13 protein-coding genes are annotated in these 17,584 nt (G+C 61.2%); 9 read left to right on the top strand and 4 right to left on the bottom strand.

Annotated features, from left to right (window positions below; translation table 11 throughout):
- Nucleotides 1–33: 33 nt before the first annotated feature.
- Complete coding sequence (locus ABMA59_RS19360) at nt 34–960, bottom strand: cation diffusion facilitator family transporter (RefSeq protein ID WP_349007016.1); 927 nt, start codon at nt 958–960, stop codon at nt 34–36.
- Between the two features lie 95 nt (nt 961–1,055).
- Between ABMA59_RS19360 and ABMA59_RS19365 the strand changes: the two genes are divergently transcribed.
- From ABMA59_RS19365 to ABMA59_RS19390, 6 genes are all read left to right on the top strand, one after another.
- Nucleotides 1,056–2,378: an amino acid permease gene (locus ABMA59_RS19365; protein ID WP_349007017.1), complete on the top strand. Its 1,323-nt coding sequence runs from the start codon at nt 1,056–1,058 to the stop codon at nt 2,376–2,378.
- A gap of 399 nt (nt 2,379–2,777) precedes the next feature.
- A complete protein-coding gene (locus tag ABMA59_RS19370) occupies nt 2,778–5,039 on the top strand; it encodes an Orn/Lys/Arg family decarboxylase (RefSeq protein ID WP_349007018.1) in 2,262 nt (753 codons plus the stop codon).
- Complete coding sequence (gene speC, locus ABMA59_RS19375; RefSeq protein WP_349007019.1) at nt 5,036–7,399, top strand: ornithine decarboxylase; 2,364 nt, start codon at nt 5,036–5,038, stop codon at nt 7,397–7,399. Before ABMA59_RS19370 ends, speC begins: the two co-directional genes overlap by 4 nt.
- Before the next feature lie 33 nt (nt 7,400–7,432).
- A complete protein-coding gene (potE, locus tag ABMA59_RS19380) occupies nt 7,433–8,791 on the top strand; it encodes a putrescine-ornithine antiporter (protein WP_349007020.1) in 1,359 nt (452 codons plus the stop codon).
- Between the two features lie 20 nt (nt 8,792–8,811).
- On the top strand, nt 8,812–9,747 hold the full coding sequence (locus ABMA59_RS19385; RefSeq protein ID WP_349007021.1) for an amino acid ABC transporter substrate-binding protein: 936 nt from the start codon (nt 8,812–8,814) through the stop codon (nt 9,745–9,747).
- Nucleotides 9,748–9,846: 99 nt separating this feature from the next.
- Nucleotides 9,847–10,701, top strand: a complete 855-nt coding sequence (locus ABMA59_RS19390) for a TorF family putative porin (RefSeq protein WP_349007022.1) — start codon at nt 9,847–9,849, stop codon at nt 10,699–10,701.
- A gap of 679 nt (nt 10,702–11,380) precedes the next feature.
- Here the strand turns inward: ABMA59_RS19390 and ABMA59_RS19395 are convergent.
- From ABMA59_RS19395 to ABMA59_RS19405, 3 genes are all read right to left on the bottom strand, one after another.
- The gene (locus ABMA59_RS19395; protein ID WP_349007023.1) at nt 11,381–12,733 is read right to left on the bottom strand and encodes an amino acid permease; all 1,353 of its coding nucleotides are present in this window, start codon (nt 12,731–12,733) and stop codon (nt 11,381–11,383) included.
- Nucleotides 12,734–12,895: 162 nt separating this feature from the next.
- Nucleotides 12,896–13,525, bottom strand: a complete 630-nt coding sequence (locus ABMA59_RS19400) for a MarC family protein (RefSeq protein WP_349007024.1) — start codon at nt 13,523–13,525, stop codon at nt 12,896–12,898.
- A gap of 128 nt (nt 13,526–13,653) precedes the next feature.
- Nucleotides 13,654–13,923 carry a hypothetical protein gene (locus ABMA59_RS19405; protein ID WP_349007025.1) on the bottom strand — a complete coding sequence of 90 codons (270 nt, stop codon included), beginning with the start codon at nt 13,921–13,923 and terminating at the stop codon, nt 13,654–13,656.
- Nucleotides 13,924–14,104: 181 nt separating this feature from the next.
- Here ABMA59_RS19405 and ABMA59_RS19410 point away from each other — a divergent pair, with 181 nt between their 5' ends.
- The 3 genes from ABMA59_RS19410 to ABMA59_RS19420 all read left to right on the top strand — a co-directional run bounded on the left by ABMA59_RS19410 (nt 14,105) and on the right by ABMA59_RS19420 (nt 17,577).
- Nucleotides 14,105–15,778 carry a tetratricopeptide repeat protein gene (locus tag ABMA59_RS19410; protein ID WP_349007026.1) on the top strand — a complete coding sequence of 558 codons (1,674 nt, stop codon included), beginning with the start codon at nt 14,105–14,107 and terminating at the stop codon, nt 15,776–15,778.
- A gap of 113 nt (nt 15,779–15,891) precedes the next feature.
- A complete protein-coding gene (locus ABMA59_RS19415) occupies nt 15,892–16,341 on the top strand; it encodes a hypothetical protein (RefSeq protein ID WP_349007027.1) in 450 nt (149 codons plus the stop codon).
- A 3-nt stretch (nt 16,342–16,344) separates the two neighbouring features.
- A complete protein-coding gene (locus ABMA59_RS19420; protein ID WP_349007028.1) occupies nt 16,345–17,577 on the top strand; it encodes an HlyD family secretion protein in 1,233 nt (410 codons plus the stop codon).
- Nucleotides 17,578–17,584: the final 7 nt, after the last annotated feature.

Here is a 17,584-nt window from a genome sequence, read left to right on the forward strand (position 1 = left end):
CCGGCTAACCTGCCTCGGCTTGCTGGGGCGGGTTCATTCGGCCCAGGCGACATTTCCCGTGAAGGCGATGGTCAGCCAGCGGTCGTGCCCCTCCTCTCCGATCGCCCGGCCCACCTCGTCACGGATGCGATCCCACTCGTCGATGGCCTTGGGGTGCTGTCCCCGCGGAACGATGAAGTAGATCTCGATCTGGATCGCGCGCCCGACCCGCGCCACATAGGCCCGGTGCGAAAGGAAGCCGTGCCGCTCGATGGTTTCGGCCGCCACCTGGTCGACGTGGATCTTGAGTTCCGTGGGAGCGATCAGCAGGATATCGGAGAGTGCCTGCCGCACCGTACCGATCGGCAAGGGGATAATGACCACGCATACAAGCGCCAGGGCGACCGGGTCCACGTAGGGGGTGATCCAGTCCAGTGGCGTTCCCTTGACGGCATAACCGGTGACGAAGGCAATCAGCAGGGCGAGCGTGATGCCTCCCGACATGATCCAGGCCCTGACGTCCAGGGCGATGAAATCGGATTGCAGCCGACGGTTCGCCCGCGCCTCCAGCCATGCCATCGCAAGGCATATGACCACCGTGATCGCCGCGTAGATGATGGCGTAGTCGAACCGAAGCTCATGCCCTCCTTCCAATATATTGGAGACGGCATTGATCAGCGCGTAGACCGCGACGGCGATCAGCAAGGTGCCGTTGAGCAGAAGGACGATCGGCTCCAGATGCCAGAAGCCCATCGTAAAACGACCGTGAAGCTTTCCATATGGCTTCTCGTGCTGCGCCGACCTGACGATCAAGCTGGAAATCCAGAGGGCCAGCGCCGTCATGCCGGCATCGCCGAGCGAATAGACACCGTCGAAGGCGATGGAGAACGAGCCGGATAGCAACCCCAGCACAATGCCGAACGTGGCAACAACAACGGTCGCGGAGATCGAAATGCGAAGCAGGCGCTGTTCGTTGAGCATTTCATTTCTCGAATGTTTTCCCGGCGAAACTATACTATCATCAATCGACGGTTGGCAGGGGCAGCCACTGCGCGCAGGCAGGGACGGAGGGGACCATGGCTGCAGGAAACAATGCCAAGAGCCTGGGAATAGCGGCCTGCACGGCCATCGTGGTCGGCAACATGGTCGGCTCCGGCTTCTATCTGTCGCCGGCCGCGGTCGCCCCATACGGCAATCTCGCGATCCTGGTGTGGATCGTCATGGGAGCAGGCGCGATCTGCCTTGGCCTCACTTTCGCGAAACTGGCGCGGCTCGCGCCGGCGACTGGCGGTCCTTATGCCTATACACGCCTCGCCTATGGCGATTTCCCCGGCTTTCTCATCGCCTGGGGGTATTGGATATCGATCTGGGCTTCATTGCCGGTCATCGCGGTCGCGTTTGCCGGCGTGGTCATCGATCTGTTCCCGGCGCTTCGGGGACGCGGCATGGCCGTGATGCTTACGCTTGGCGCAATATGGCTGGTCGTGCTCGTCAACCTCAGGGGTGTCGGAACGGCCGGCCATTTCGCGCAGGTGACGACCTACGCCAAGTTGGTGCCCTTCGGCGCCATAGCGATCCTTGGGTTGTTTTATATCGACACCTCGCACTTCGCCGATTTCAACCCCAGCGGCGTGCCGCTCTGGCAGGCATGCGCCACGCTCGCTCCGCTGACCATGTTCGCCTATCTCGGCCTGGAATCGGCCACTGTGCCGGCCGGCGACGTCAGCGACCCGGAACGGACCATTCCCCGCTCCACCGTGCTGGGAATCGGCATCGCGGCGGGCCTTTATGTGCTCGGAACCATCGTTGTGATGGGACTTCTGCCGCGCGAGCAACTCATCGGGTCCGTTGCGCCGTTCTCAGACGCCGCCAATGTGATGTGGGGCCGCGGCGGCGAGATCGCAGTTTCCATCGCCGTCGTCCTGTCCTCGATCGGGGCACTCAACGGCTGGACGCTGCTCATGGGGCAGGTGCCGATGGCGGCGGCGCGCGACGGACTGTTTCCGCCTTTGTTCGGCACACTTTCTTCCAGAGGTGTTCCCGCCACGGGGATTGTCGTTTCGGCGATATTGGCAACCGTGCTGGTTCTCCTTCAGGCTTCGGGCTCGGGAGGTTTTTCGGCATTCTACAGCCTCGTCGTCGGGCTGAGCACCATGGCGGCGGTTATCCCTTATGCCTTCTGCGCACTGGCGAGCGGTCTCGTCTCGGCGCGGGTCGGCAACGCAGCGCGGGTACCCCGGGTGACAGTGGTGGAAATCATCGCCTTCGTCTTCGCGATGTTCACGCTTTACGGATGCGGCGCCGAACCGGTGCTCTATGGGCTGGTGTTGCTGCTGCTCGGCATTCCAGTGTTCGTCTGGCAGCGGAGGCATTCGGGCGTTCCACCTGACCAGTTGTAATTGGACCTTGCCGTAGGTCCGATACCAATCAGGACGTTCCAAAAATCCTGATGGCTATTCGATCGGAGATTGGTGCGGGTCGACCCGAGACCGACGTTTCCTGCTGCGACGACAGGTAGCCGGCAACACCGGCGCAAGCGATAATTAGCCGGCGCATCATTTCCGGACTGAATTTGCCGATAACTGCTTCCACGGCCGTGTTTCCTTGGCCAATCAAGTATTTCCGGCCCGTCTCTAGACCGACCATTAACTGTAACTAACACGCTATCGGCTTGATGCCTGCCGCAACCGGCGCGACCTTAGGCGCTAAACTATTCGCGCCTTGCCCAGCGGCATGCGACAGGCGCGACAACAAGATGAAGCCTGGCCACACGAGCCGGGCACAAAGCGGAGGAATGGATGCGGGAAGTCCAGGCATTCCCAATCGCCATCATCGACGAGGACTATGAGGGAAAGAACGCCGCAGGGCGCGGCATGCAGCAGCTCGCCGCCGCGATAGAAAAAGAGGGATTTCGCGTGGTGGGCGGCGTCACCTACAAGGACGCACAGCGCCTCGCCAAGATATTCAACAACGAATCCTGCTGGCTGGTGTCCGTCGACGGTTCCGAGGACACGGCGACGAAATGGCAGGTCCTCGAGGAGGTGCTTGCGGCAAAGAGAAGCCGCAACGACCGCCTGCCCATCTTCCTGTTCGGCGACGAGATGACTGCCGAGATGGTGCCGGCGAGCGTGCTGAAACACGCCAACGCCTTCATGCGCCTGTTCGAGGATTCCTCGGAGTTCATGGCGCGCGTCATCGTGCGCGCTGCCGAACTCTATCTGGACCGGCTGCCGCCGCCGATGTTCAAGGCGCTGATGGAGTACACGCTCCAGGCGAGCTACTCCTGGCATACACCGGGCCATGGCGGCGGCGTGGCGTTCCGCAAGAGCCCGGTGGGCCAGCTTTTCTACGAATTCTTCGGCGAGAACACGCTGCGTTCCGACATATCCGTGTCGGTGGGTTCGCTGGGTTCGCTGCTCGACCATACCGGGCCGATCGCCGAGGGAGAACGCAACGCCGCGCGTATCTTCGGCGCCGACGAGACGCTGTTCGTGGTCGGCGGCACCTCGACCGCCAACAAGATCGTCTGGCACGGAACGGTGGCGCGCGGCGATCTCGTGCTCTGCGATCGCAACTGCCACAAGTCGATCCTGCATTCGCTGATCATGACCGGCGCGACGCCGATCTACCTGATCCCTTCGCGCAACGGCCTCGGCATCATCGGCCCGATCTCGCGGGACCAGTTCACGCGCGAGTCGATCGAAAAGAAGATCGCTCAAAGCAAATTCGCCAAGGAGACGAACGGAAAAGTCCGCCTCATGGTGATGACCAACTCGACCTATGATGGCCTCTGCTACAACATCGATGCCATAAAACAGTCGATCGGCGATGCGGTCGAAATCCTGCACTTCGACGAAGCCTGGTACGCCTACGCCAACTTCCATGAATTCTACGACGGTTATCACGGCATTTCGTCCGGCAATCCGGCCCGTTCGGAGAAGGCGATAACCTTCACCACGCATTCGACGCACAAGCTGCTGGCGGCCCTGTCGCAGGCGTCGATGATCCATGTGCAGCATGGCGAGACCAAGCGGCTGGACATGGCACGCTTCAACGACGCCTTCATGATGCATACGTCGACCTCGCCGCAATACGGCATCATCGCTTCCTGCGACGTGGCGGCCGCGATGATGGAGCAGCCGGCCGGCCGCGCCCTGGTGCAGGAGACGATCGAGGAGGCGCTGAGCTTCCGCCGCGCCATGTCGGCCGTCAAAAAGCAGATCAAGGATTCGTGGTGGTTTGACGTCTGGCAGCCCGATGCGATCGCTGAGCGGCCCGCCGAAATCAAATCCGAATGGATCCTGAAGCCCGGCGAACGGTGGCACGGCTTCGAGGGGCTGGCCGAAAACCATGTTCTGGTCGATCCCATCAAGGTGACGATCCTCAGCCCCGGCCTCTCCGCCAATGGCGACATGCAGGATTTCGGGATTCCCGCGGCGGTCGTGGTGAAATTCCTGTCTTCGCGGCGGATCGAGATCGAGAAGACCGGGCTTTATTCGTTCCTCGTCCTGTTCTCGATGGGCATCACAAAGGGCAAATGGAGCACGCTCGTCACCGAACTGCTGAACTTCAAGGACCTCTATGACGCCAATGCCCCGCTGAAGAACGTGCTGCCATCCCTGGCGGAGGCTCATCCCGATGCCTATGCGAGGATGGGCCTCAAGGATCTGTGCGACCTGGTGCATCGCACCTATCGCGAGGACAATCTGCCCAAGGCGCAGCGGGACATGTACACGACCCTGCCCGAGATGGCGATGCGGCCGGCCGACGCCTACGAGTGCCTGGTGCGTGGCAACGTCGAGAGCGTCGAGATCGACCACCTGATGGGCCGCACGCTGGGCGTGATGGTCGTCCCCTACCCGCCCGGCATCCCGCTGATCATGCCCGGCGAGCGGATCACGGCGGCGACGAAATCCATCCACGACTACCTGATCTACGCGCGGGACTTCGACAAGAAATTCCCGGGTTTCGAGACGGACATCCATGGCCTGCGCTTCGAGCATACGCCGAACGGACGCCGCTACCTGATCGACTGCGTTAAAGAGGGCGCGCGGCGATGATCCCTCGCGACGTGAAAGCTCCGACGGTCGCCATACCGTTCAACCATCTGTTGAAGATCGTCGCCATCGTCGACGAGAAGAACCCGCAGACGCGGGAACTGCTGGACCACATCGCCGCCGAAAATTTTGAGATCGAGATCAGCGATAATTTCGAGCGTGACGTTTCCGAGGATTCGGAGGTCGGCGCTTACATCGCCCTGGTCGATGGGGACCGCCTGCAGAGTGCGCGCGACCTGGCGCTCGCCGTGCGCGGCATCGGGTTCCAGACACCGCTGTGGGCGCTGGCGGATTCGCGAAAACTTTCAGACATGGCTGTCCTCGACCTTACCGGCCAGGTCGACGGCTACATCTATCTCGGCCAGCAGACGCCGGCCTTCTACGCCAAGAAGGTGATCGCCAGCCTGATGATGTACGGGCGGACCCTGCTGCCGCCGTTCTTCGGCGGGCTGATGGCGTATGACGGCGAAGCCAACATCGCCTTCGACTGTCCCGGTCACCAGGGCGGGCAGTTCTACCGGAAATCTCCATCCGGCCAGCTCTTCTTCAAGCATTTTGGCGAGAGCATTTTCCGCAACGACCTGTGCAACGCCGATGTCGACCTCGGCGATCTGCTCATCCACGAGGGTCCGGCGGTCGAGGCGCAGCGCTACGCGGCAAAAGTGTTCGGCGCCGACAAGACCTACTTCGTGCTCAACGGCACGAGCACCTCCAACAAGATCGTGGCGAACGCCGTACTGAAGCGCGGCGACCTGGTCCTGTTCGACCGCAACAACCACAAATCCCTGCACCAGGGCGCTCTGGTCCAGGCCGGCGCCATACCGGTCTTCCTGCCGACGGCGCGCAACGCCTTCGGCATGATCGGCGCGGTCGACTGGGATGCCTGGGACGAGACCTATCTGCGCGACCAGATTCGCGCCAATCCCCTGCTCAAGGACAAGGCGCGTGCCGACGCGGAGCGGCCGTTCCGGCTGGCCTGCATCCAGCTCGCGACCTATGACGGCACCGTCTACAACGTCCGCAAGGTCTTGGAGAAGATCGGCCACCTCTGCGACTACGTGCTCTGGGACGAGGCGTGGATCGGCTACAACGCTTTCCATCCGCTGTTCGAAGACCACAGCCCGATGCGGCTGGAAGCGCCCGGTCCGCAGATGGCCGGACTGTTCTCCACCCAATCCGTACACAAGCAGGGCGCCGGTTTCTCGCAGGCGTCGCAAATCCACAAGCGGGACGACCACATCCGAGGCCAGCGCCGCTATGTTGAGCACAAGCGGTTCAACGAGTCGTTCCTGATGAACGCCTCGACATCGCCGTTCTATCCGCTGTTCGCCTCCATCGAGGTCAACGCCAAAATCCACGAAGGCAAGGCCGGCGAGATGCTCTGGGACCGGTGCATCGCGCTGGGCATCGAATGCCGCAAGAAGTTCCGCGAATTCGGCCAGTACTATCGCGAGAACGGCCGGGACGAACAGGAGAAGTGGTTCTTCGACCCGTTCGTGCCCGACAAGGTCACGATCCGCAATTCCGAGTTTACGCAAGACGTCACCGACGCTCCCTGGGAAAGCCTGCCCACCGACGTTCTCAAGCGCGAGCAGCAATGCTGGAATTTCCATCCGCAGGCGCGCTGGCATGGCTATGCGGGTTACGTCGACGGTTACGCGATGGTCGACCCCAACAAGCTGGCCTTGCTGACACCGGGCATCGACCGCGAAACCGGCGACTATCTGGGCTTCGGCGTGCCCGCGACCGTAGTCGCCAACTACCTGCGTGAGCAGCGGGTGGTGGCCGAGAAATGCGACCTCAACAGCGTGCTGTTCCTGATGACGCCCGCGGAAGACGAGAGCAAGCTCAACACGCTGATCGCAAAGCTCGTCCGTTTCAAGAATCTCTGGGATCGCGACGCCCCACTGGCGGACGTGCTGCCAACCGTCTGCGCGGCCAATAGCGCACGCTATGCAGGGTACACGATCCGCCAGATCTGCAACGAGATGCACGACTTCTACCGCTCCGCCAACATCAAGGACCTGCAGCGGCGATGCTTCCGCGCATCGAGTTTCCCGGAACTCGCCATGTCGCCCGAGGATGCCTACGCGGCGCTGGTGGCCAACGACGTGGACTATGTCTCCCTGGATGACATCAGGGAGCGCGTGTCGGCCACGCTTGCGCTGATATACCCGCCCGGCATCGGCGTGATCGTGCCCGGCGAGCGCTGGGACGAACGCGCCCAGCCGATGCTGGATTATTTCCATGCCTTCGAGGAATCGTTCAACCGGTTCCCGGGCTTCAACTACGAGGTGCAGGGCGTCTTCCAGGAGAAGATCGACGGCCGCATCAAGTTCCACACCTACGTGGTCCGAGAGTGACCGGCCGGGGCGAGACACTGGGGAGGACTGGCTATGGCTGAACAGCCCAAACGCATGAACCTGATCCAGCTGACCTTCATCGTCGCGGTCAACATGATGGGATCGGGCATCATCATGCTGCCGACCAACATGGCCAAGGTCGGCGCGATATCGCTTTTGTCCTGGATCGTCACCGCGCTCGGATCGATGGCGATCGCCTACGGCTTCGCCCAGGCCGGTCTCTTCAACCAGCGGCCGGGCGGCATGTCGGCCTATGCGGAAGATGCCTACGGAAAGCCGGGCTACTTCCTCGTCTTCCTGCTGTATTTCCTGTCGCTGGCGATAGGCAACGTGGCAATCGGCATCTCGGCCGTCGGCTATCTTGCCGGCTTCTTCCCCTGGCTGTCGTCCACGCCCATGGCGACCTGCATCGGACTGATTGCCCTGCTCTGGCTGACAACCTTCGCGAACTTCGGCGGCCCGAGCATCACGGGTCGCATCGGCGCCATCACTGTCTGGGGCGTGATCATCCCGGTTGCCGGCATCTCCATCATCGGTTGGTTCTGGTTCAGCTCGGCGACATTCGCTCAAGCTTGGAATCCGAACGGGCTGTCGATCGCAGAGGGCATGGGATCCAGCATCGCGCTGACGCTCTGGGCTTTTCTTGGGATGGAATCCGCCGCTCAGAATTCCGCGGCGGTCGAGAATCCGAAACGCGACGTGCCTCTTGCATGTCTGTTCGGCACGCTCGGCGCCGCGGTCATCTACATTCTGTCGACGACCGTCATTCAGGGGATAGTGCCGAATGCCGACCTGGCCAAATCGACAGGGCCGTTTGCGCTGGCCTATGCGCAGATGTTCAGCCCGTTCGTTGGATCGATCATCATGGCGCTCGCCATCCTCGCCTGCCTCGGTTCGCTGCTCGGTTGGCAGTTTACGATCGCCATGACCGGCAAGGCGGCAGCGGATGAGCGCATGTTTCCCGCCTTCTTTACCAAGGTGAACAGCATGGGCGCGCCGGTGACAGGAATGATCGTGCTCGGCGTCGTCCAGACAGCTTTGGCGCTGATGACGATATCGCCCACCCTGAGCGAGCAATTTTCCGCCCTGGTCAATCTCGCGGTCGTGACCAACGTGATACCTTACATCATCTCTCTGTCGGCACTGATCATCATGATGAAGTCGGCTGGCGTGAGCGGCGCAAAATATAGTTTCAACGTGGCCATCACCCTGGTGGCGATGCTCTACAGCACCTACGCGCTCTATGCTTCCGGCCACTCGGCCGTCATGGGCGGCATGCTGGTGACAGCCATCACCTTCATCATCTGGGGTTTCATCGCTCCCCGTTTCTCGGCCAAGACCCAGGCTGCGGGCAGGTTCGCGCCCGCAGCGTCCGGACTTGCCGCAGAGTAGGCGTCGAGAGGAGATCGGTCATGTCCAACGAATGGAACATTCCCCGCCGGTATCGGGTCCTGGCCTCCCTCGCCGCCGGGCTGGCGCTCGCATCGACGCTTCTCGGAGCCACGTCCGCGCAAGCGGCGGCCCTCGACAGGATCCGCCAGGCAGGCAAAGTGACCTTTGGCTACTGGGCGGACGCACGCCCATTTTCTTTCGCGGAAGGAAGCAGCGAGCCGGCCGGTTATTCGGTTGCCCTGTGCGGCAAGGTGGCCGAACAGATCAAGGCTGCACTGGGCATGGCCGAGTTAGGCGTCGAGTGGGCGCCGATAGCACTCGGTGAGCACTTCACGGCGCTCGAACAGGGCAAGATCGACCTGCTGTGCGCAAGCTCTTCCGTGACGCTGGACAGCCGGAAGCAGGCTTCTTTCTCCATTCCCATCTATCCCGGCGGCATCGCGGCAATGCTGCGGGCCGACTCGTCGAAGGCGTTGCAGGATGTGCTTGCCGGGCGACCGGCTTCAGGCCCTATCTGGCGCGGCTCGCCGGCCCAGATCGTGACCGGCAAGACATTCTCGGTGGTCAAGGACACCGCGGGAGAGACCTGGCTTTCGGAGCGGCTCCAGCATTTCCAACTCACAGCCACCGTTGTTCCCGTTGCCGACTACAAGGCAGGGGTGTCGAGCGTGCTGGATGGCACGTCGAACGTCTTCTTCGGAGAACGTCCTACTCTGATCGAAGCCGCCGCGGGCAGCCCGTCGCCTGACGACCTGATCATCCTCGACCGGCTGTTCACGTCCGAGCCTGTCGCCCTGGCGATGGCGCGGAACGACGACGATTTCAGGCTGGTGGTGGATCGCGCGTTGAGCGAGTTCTTTCCGTCCACGGACTTTCGGGAACTCTACACCAAGTGGTTCGGCGCGCCCGACGACAGGATCGTCACCTTTATCCGCCAGAGCGCCCTGCCGGAGTAGGAACTTGAAGCTTTGCTCGGCATTGAATCACCTTTGCGGCAATCACGGTCGGATCTTTGGTATTGTAGTTGCGTCAACATGATTCGAAGGGGACGATTCATGACACAGATTTTGTTCCATCTGTCGCCTGGCGTGTATAAGACAGCCGTCTTTCTCGCTATACTTGCACTCTTCGGAAGCCAGGGGGCGACGTCCGCCTCGGCCGCGGAGCAGGATATCGCGCCCGGCGAGGAATACGCCCCGCTCGCGACCACGCCCGGTGTTCCCTTCGACATCGCCTTTGGAATCTCGCTGACGACCGACTATGTCTCGCGCGGCATAACCAACAACAACAGCTCGCCGGCAGTCCAAGGCTATGTCGAGCCGTATATCGAACTGCCCAATCTCGGCACCGCCTATGTGAACGTCTGGGCTTCCAATGTCGACTACGGCGAAGGATTCGAGGGCGCGGAGATCGACGTCGCGGCAGGCATCAGGCCCCAGTTCGGCCAGCTTTCCCTGGACGTCGGCTATGTCCATTATTTCTATTCGCCCGAACACGTCAGTCCGGACTACGGCGAAATCTTCGCCAAGGCCGACTATAATTTTGATGACAAGCTCACGGTCGGCGGCCGCGTGTTCTTCGCACCGGACTACAACCAGAGCGGAAACACAGCCACATGGGTCGCAGCCGGCGTCAGAGTGCCGTTGCCCCACGACTTCTCGATCTATGGCGGCATCGGATACCAGTTCTTCGAAGACCCCGACGCTTTCGAGCAGTTCGCCTGGACAGCGGGCCTCTCCTACAACTGGAAGGCCGTCACTTTGGATCTGCGCTACTGGGGCACGGATCTGTCGGACAACGAATGCGTCGCCCGCAGCGGCTTCGCGGACGGTTGCGACTCCCGCGTCGTCGCGACGATTTCCTTCGACACGAGCTTCTCGGAGGTCCGGGACTGGATGACGGGCAAATAGGCCGCGGATAATGTCTTGCGGGCCTGCTCCGTATGGAGCCCGCGAGACGCGATAGAGCGTGACGACATGATCGGCGGTCATTGTAAATCCGTGGCTGCAAACCCGGCGCACTTCATCGTCGCCACGCCCTGCCTTTGCAGTCTGGCCATTGGTCGAGGGTGGGAAGCGGGGCGCGAAGCCGAGCCTCTCAAAGTTTATAGACGTGGCGCGAACCTCGCGCCCCGCCGGCGTGCTTGCCCGACCGCTGATACCGCCCACTCGATCCGGGGCGCGTCGTCGCGATCTGGGGCCCGGGCGTAAAGGCTCTCGCCAGGCCGCGCACCGTTACGCGGCCATCCCGGCGCCGTCGCTCTCCCCTGATACCCGGTGCGCACCAGGTTTCCCGCGAGAGTGATGGCGGAAAGCATAAGCGAGCCGGAAGAGGCGGGGACGGGAAACGATCGGAAAAATCTCCGGCATTAATGATATCAAAGGCTTGTACGAAATCTGCAAAAAATCGGCCGATTCGATTCCCCGCTTTGTGGCTTATGACGCAAATAACGAGAGCGGCGATGCCCGCCGCGAGGCTCAATCGACACGTCCGAAATTTGGGATCGCCATGCCCTTTTTGGTGTCCTTCAACCTCCGCATCGCGCCAGCCGCTTCCCAGAGACATTCCCTGATGACGCTCGTCGCCGGCTCATTCCCTTTGAAGTCGTGAATATCGCCACTTGATCGCGACATGGACGGGGACGCCGGCAAGGATGAGCAGGAATCCGAGGAAGACTGTTTCGGCACCCGCTCCATAGACCGCCCAGACCGCGTAGACAAAGCCGACGAACCCAAGAACGGCGACCTTTAGCGTGCCGGGACGGGGGCTGAATCGACCCGTCCGCAGCGCTATCATCAATTCAGCGAGCGAACAGAGCGCGTAAGGCAACAGGCTCGACATGACCGCGAGCAGGATGATCGTATTGAAGGCGCCGACGAGGCCATGCGCGAAGTTCATGATGACAAGCAACGAGGCCAGCGCATTCGAGAAGATCAGCGCATTCGCCGGTGTGCCGAAGCGGCAGAGATGCCCCATGCGTTCCGGAAAGACGCGGTCGAGAGCCGCGCCGTAAGGCACCTGCCCGGTCAGCAGGGTAAATCCGTTGAGCGTGCCGAAAGTGGAGACGATGGCGCCGACGGCGACCAATACGCCTCCGATCTCTCCCCACATCTGGCGCGAAACTTCGGCCAGCGGCGCGGACGAGGTGGCCAGTCTCGCGGAAGGCACCACGCCAATGGCGACGGTCGTGACCGCGATGTAGAGCGCCGCCGCGATCAGCACGCCTCCGATTGTCGCCCGGGGAATGGTCTTGTCGGGATCGATGACCGACCCAGAAGGGACCGTTGCGGACTCAAGGCCGAGATAAGCCCACAGGGTCAGCGCCGCGGCTGCCGAGATGGCCGCAAGATTGGATTGTCCGCTGGTGTTGAGCGGTGAAAAGTTCGCCGGATCGACCCAGAAGAAACCCACCGTCCCGATCAACCCCAGCGGAACCAGCTTCAATACGGTTGTGGCAATCTGGACAAGACCAGCGCCGGCCACGCCGCGGACATTAACCAGTGTGAGTATCCAGATGGCCGCCAGCGCAACCAGCAGACTGGAGGTGTTCGAGTCCCTGATCGCCGGAACCAGATATCCAACATATCCGGCCAGCGCGACCGCGACCGCTGCATTGCCGGTCCAGAGCGCGATCCAATAACCCCAGGCGATGATGAACCCGGCGAATTCACCGTAACCCGCTTCGGTATAGGCGTAGGGGCCGCCGGTCTTGGTCACGATCCGCGACAGCCTGCCGAAAATGATCGCGAGCACCAGCGCGCCGAGCGATGTCACCACCCATCCGGCCAGCGATATAGGCCCGAAGGCCGCCAGCGATGCGGGAAGCAGGAATATGCCCGATCCGATCATGTTGCCGACGACGAGGGCCGTGCATGCGGCAAGTCCAAGTCCGCCGGATGCATCCTGAGCCGTTTCCGTGGTCGCGCTGCCTCGTCGCGACATCAAAACGGCTCTATGGCCCGTGCCAGGAAGTTTGTGATCGGAAGCATCGTCTCGGCGCCACGGTTGAATGGTTTGGCCTTCTGCACACTATCGCAACATGGCGTTGGACAGAGGTAACTTACAGTCAACCCGGCGCCCGCCATATCCGGCAACGATGCGGCGTCAGTGAGCGCGTTCGGCAAAAACGCCAATGAGGCTCAGATTGTGGAGGATGATCTGTAGGCCGAGCGCTACCTGCGTCACGCCGAGAACAACCCCGAAAATCTGCAGGGTCGTGCCCGCCCATTTCAGGATCTTAGCGGCGAACAGCATCGAAACCCAATCCAGGACGAGGATGAGCAGTACGATACCGATTACCAATATACTGTCCTGCAATTGGCCGTCGGCGAGCGTTGCGAAGACGATCACAGCCGCGACGCCTTGAGGCGTGACGATGATAGGGTACGCAACCGGCATCAGCGCAAGGCCGATGTTCTGCTCGAACGCGTCATCCCGATATATGCGGGACGGCGTCCCGCCCTGCATCACCGTCTGCAAGGCTACCAGGAACAGGATCGTGCCTCCGGTCAGGGCGAGCACGGGCAGGGAAATCCCGAAATTCTCGAGCATGGTGCGCCCAAGGAGCCCTGCGACGAGCAGGGCCGCCGCCGAGAACAGGATGGCTCGGCGGGCAATCCGCCGGCGCATTGTGCCATCAAGGCGCTGCGTCAGATCCCGGAAGGGGACCAATATCTTGATCGGACCCAGCACAAGGAAAAGCATCAGAAAAATCTTGAAGGGGCCGAATTCCATCTAACCGCCTTGCTTCGTCCGAGGCCCGTGCAGCGCGAAATCGAGGCAATTGTGTTTGAAGAGCCCGCTGCCATCTGCGAATGCGTCGGGAGGCGCCGCCGCTTCGCAGCTGGCGGATCTTAGTCCTGTCACAACGATTGCCGCGATTTCCGCAGGAATTGTTCAATCTCGACCTCGAGGCTTGGGATGAGAGCGCGAAAGTCCGCGACCTCCATCCTGTTCGCGCCATTCGGAAGCGCTTCGAACCACGACAGGCTGGCGCGCGCGAGCATGTATTCCTCGCAGATCCCGCGAAATGTCTCGTCCTTGAGTATCAGGCGGCGAATCAGCGCGCCATCGCCGGGGAAGCGGGCGATGATTTGCGTAAGATCAAGGCGTGCCGCATTCCGGCCAGCCATATTGCCGCCTCCCGCGCTCCTGCCCTTACGTTAGCGCACTCCGAGCCGTCACAGATGTTAATCACTGTTTCGAATAGGTTATTGAAGCTGTTTCAAGATCCGAATCGTTCCGCTATAGTGTCGAACAAAACCAGAATGGCGGCACGCTTGAATCGCCGCCCGCTTGCTTGCGAGACCGAACATGACCGATAGGGAGGTCGGTTGGGGGGATAGGAAGCACGAGCCTTCGCCGCAAATGGTGCGCGAAGCTCTCGCGAGGATATTGGCGTCTCCGGATTTTGACGCCACCGACAGGCTGCGCAATTTTCTGACCTACGTCGTCGAAGAGACGCTGCAGGGGCGGCCCTCGCGCATCAAGGGCTACAACATCGCGACCTCGGTATTCGGACGCGACGACAGCTTCGATTCGCAGGTCGACTCCATCGTACGTATCGTCGCGGGCCGGTTGCGCCGGTCGTTGGAACACTACTATCTGACAAGCGGGCGAGGCGAGAACATACAAATCCACGTACCCAAGGGTTCCTACGTTCCCATTTTCGTGGAGATGAACGAAGACCTCTCGGTCGCTGCGCTGCCTCAGGAAGACAGGCGGCCGATCGTGGACAGCTGGCCTTCGATATTCGTGGAGGCTTTCACGGAGGAAGGCGATCATTCAGCATTCCCGCACTTCGTAACCGGATTGACCAGATTGCTGGTGGTCGGACTGAGCCGTTTTACGGGGCTGCGGATATTTGGCCCTGAGGCGGGAACCCAAACCGAAGGATCCGAAGCGCTGAAGGCCGCCTATGTGCTGCGGGGCGGCGCGGCGATCACTCGTGAGCGGTTCTGGGTGGATATCGTCCTCGCCGAACAGCGCAGCGGTCGAACGATCTGGGCCGACAGCTTCGAGCGATCCATGAACCCGAGCGAGATATTCTCGCTGCGCAACGACGTGGCGAACCGTATCGTTCAAATACTGGCCCAGCCCTACGGGATAATAAGCAGCGACCGCGCCAAGGACAGCGAGGGCTCGCCGCCTGAGCAGCTCGGCAGCTATGGCTGCGTTCTCCATTTTCACCAGTATTGGCGAACATTCGATCCCAAGCTGTTGGCCGAGGTCCGCAGGTGCCTGGAACTCACGATCAGGCGGGAACCCACCTACGCCGATGCGTTCGCCTGCCTGTCGCTGGTCTATTCTAACACGTACCGTTTCCACGGCGATACGGTTCCGCCGGATTCCGATCTGCTGGACCGTGCCCTCGCCCTGGCCGACCGCGCGGTCGAACTGGCTCCGAACTCAAGCTGGAGCCACTATGCGCGGTCGCTGGCTTATTGGTTCATCTACGATCTCGACTCGAGCATAGCCTCCCTTGAAGCTGCTCGGGCAATCAATCCCAACGATACGGCGATAACCGCCGATCTTGGACAGAGATACGCGATGCTGGGAAAGTGGGACAAGGCGGTCCCGCTTCTCGAAGATTCCTATGCACGCAACCCCGCCCAGCCCGGCGGGTACAGGATCGGCCTCTTCCTCTTCCACTACGCGCATGGCCGGTTCGAGGAAGCTCTGATGCAAGCCAGGAAGATGGGCAGCTTTGTGGTCTACGGCCCGGTCGCAGTGGCCATGGCTGCCGCCAAACTCGGATACGAGGAGGAAGCGGCCCGCGCCGTCAGGCGCATCTTGGCCATCGATCCGGAATATGGTGACCACGTCCTGCTGGATCTGGAAAAGCGCAGTCTGCATCCGGATCTTGCCCGGATGGTGGTCGATGGCTTGCGCAAGGCCGGGCTGCCGGGGCGCGATATGTCGAAAACCGTGGTCACCAAGACCTTTGGCGAGCAGCGCCGCCGGGGTCCCTACGGTGAAGGCCAATAGCGGGCACAATTCAAGGCTTACAGTAATTTACGCGGCCACACTCGATTCCGCCGTCGCCTTCCGTCTATAGGGTACGTTCGGGGATTCCGGCGGGGAAAACGGGTAGCAGTGCCATGGACAATCAGATTCACCCGGTGGCTATCGAGCACCTCCCTCCTTTTGTGACTGCGCCGGGCCAACCCGACATCCTTTTCAACGTCATGGTCGTTATCCTGATCGTGATGGTCGTGCTTCTCGGCGCCTTCTATTTCCGGCTTCACGCATTGCCCGAGCGCATGGCGCACCGGGCGAACCGGACGCAGATCGAGATCATCGGCGTGCTCGCCCTGATTTCCCTGTTCACCCACAACCATCTGTTCTGGATCGCCGGATTGCTCCTGGCGATGGTTCAGTTCCCGGACTTTAGAACTCCAATGGTTTCGATAGCGGATTCCCTGAACCGCATTGCCAGCCGCTACGATCAACCGGAACAATCGCCTGATTTGGCGGCGCAGGCTGATGTCGCTGTTCCTCCAACCGGCGAGCAGACTGCCACACCGATTGTTTCCGACGGAAAGGCGTGAAACATGGTTGAGTTGTTTCTGTGCTCGCTGCTGACGATCTTTCCGGACTTCCTTTTCCGCCGACTCGTTCAGGGCAAACGGATTGGCCGAGAAATTACGATCTACACCGTCTGGTACGAATTGCGGTACGGGATCACCGCTTGCCTCGTCCTCACCATCTCGCTGATCACCCTCATCTTCTATTTTCATCCGGCAAGCAGCAACGTCACGGCGGCCTTTCGCACGGTCACGATCCTGACGGAGAAGCCGGGTCGCGTCGCCGAGGTCTATGTCAAGCTCAACCAAGAGGTGAAGGCTGGAGAGCCGCTGTTCCGTCTCGACAGCACCCAAGAGGAAGCGGCGGTAGAGACTGCGCGTCGTCGGGTCGCCGAGATAGAGGCGCAGCTTGAAGTGTCGAAGATGCAGCTCATTGCCGCCGATGCCCAGATAACACAGGCCGAGGCGGCCTATAGGCAAGCAGTCGACGAGCTCGATACAAAGACAGAGCTGATGAAGCGAAACGCCAATGTTGTAACCCAGCGCGAGTTGGAACGGCTTCAGGTGGCTGTCAACGGACGTGAAGGCGGACTCGGAGAAGCGAGGGCTAACAAGGAGGTCCTGCAAACCGAGATCGTAACACTCTTGCCGGCGCAAAAGGCCAGTGCCGAGGCCGCGCTCGCGCAAGCCCAGGTCGAGTTGGACAAGACCGTCGTGCGCGCCGGCGTAACCGGGATCGTTCAGCAGTTCGCCCTGCGGGCTGGTGACATCGTCAGCCCGGTGCTCCGCTCCGCCGGCATTCTTGTGCCGACCTCAGATAGACGGATGGGATTCATCGGAGGATTTTTGCAGATCGAAGCACAGGTCATGAAGGTTGGGATGATTGCCGAGGCTACTTGCGCAGCAAAGCCATTTACAATCATTCCGATGGTCGTAACCGAAATCCAGGACGTGATCGCATCCGGCCAGGTTAGACCAACCGATCAACTGGTCGATATATCGCAGATTAGCCAGCCAGGGACACTTACGGTCTATCTCGAACCTCTCTATCCCGGCTTGGTTGACGACATTCCGCTGGGCAGCAGTTGTGTTGCCAATGCCTACACGAACAATCACGATGCCCTCGCAGACCCGAACATCAGCACCGGGCGCTGGCTCTATCTGCACCTGGTCGACGCCGTCGGGCTCGTCCATGCCCTGTTGCTTCGGCTCCAGGCAATCCTGCTCCCGATACAGACGCTCGTTCTCAGCGGTCACTGACAAGGCA

This window comes from Mesorhizobium yinganensis, assembly GCF_040081985.1.
GTDB lineage: Bacteria > Pseudomonadota > Alphaproteobacteria > Rhizobiales > Rhizobiaceae > Kumtagia > Kumtagia yinganensis.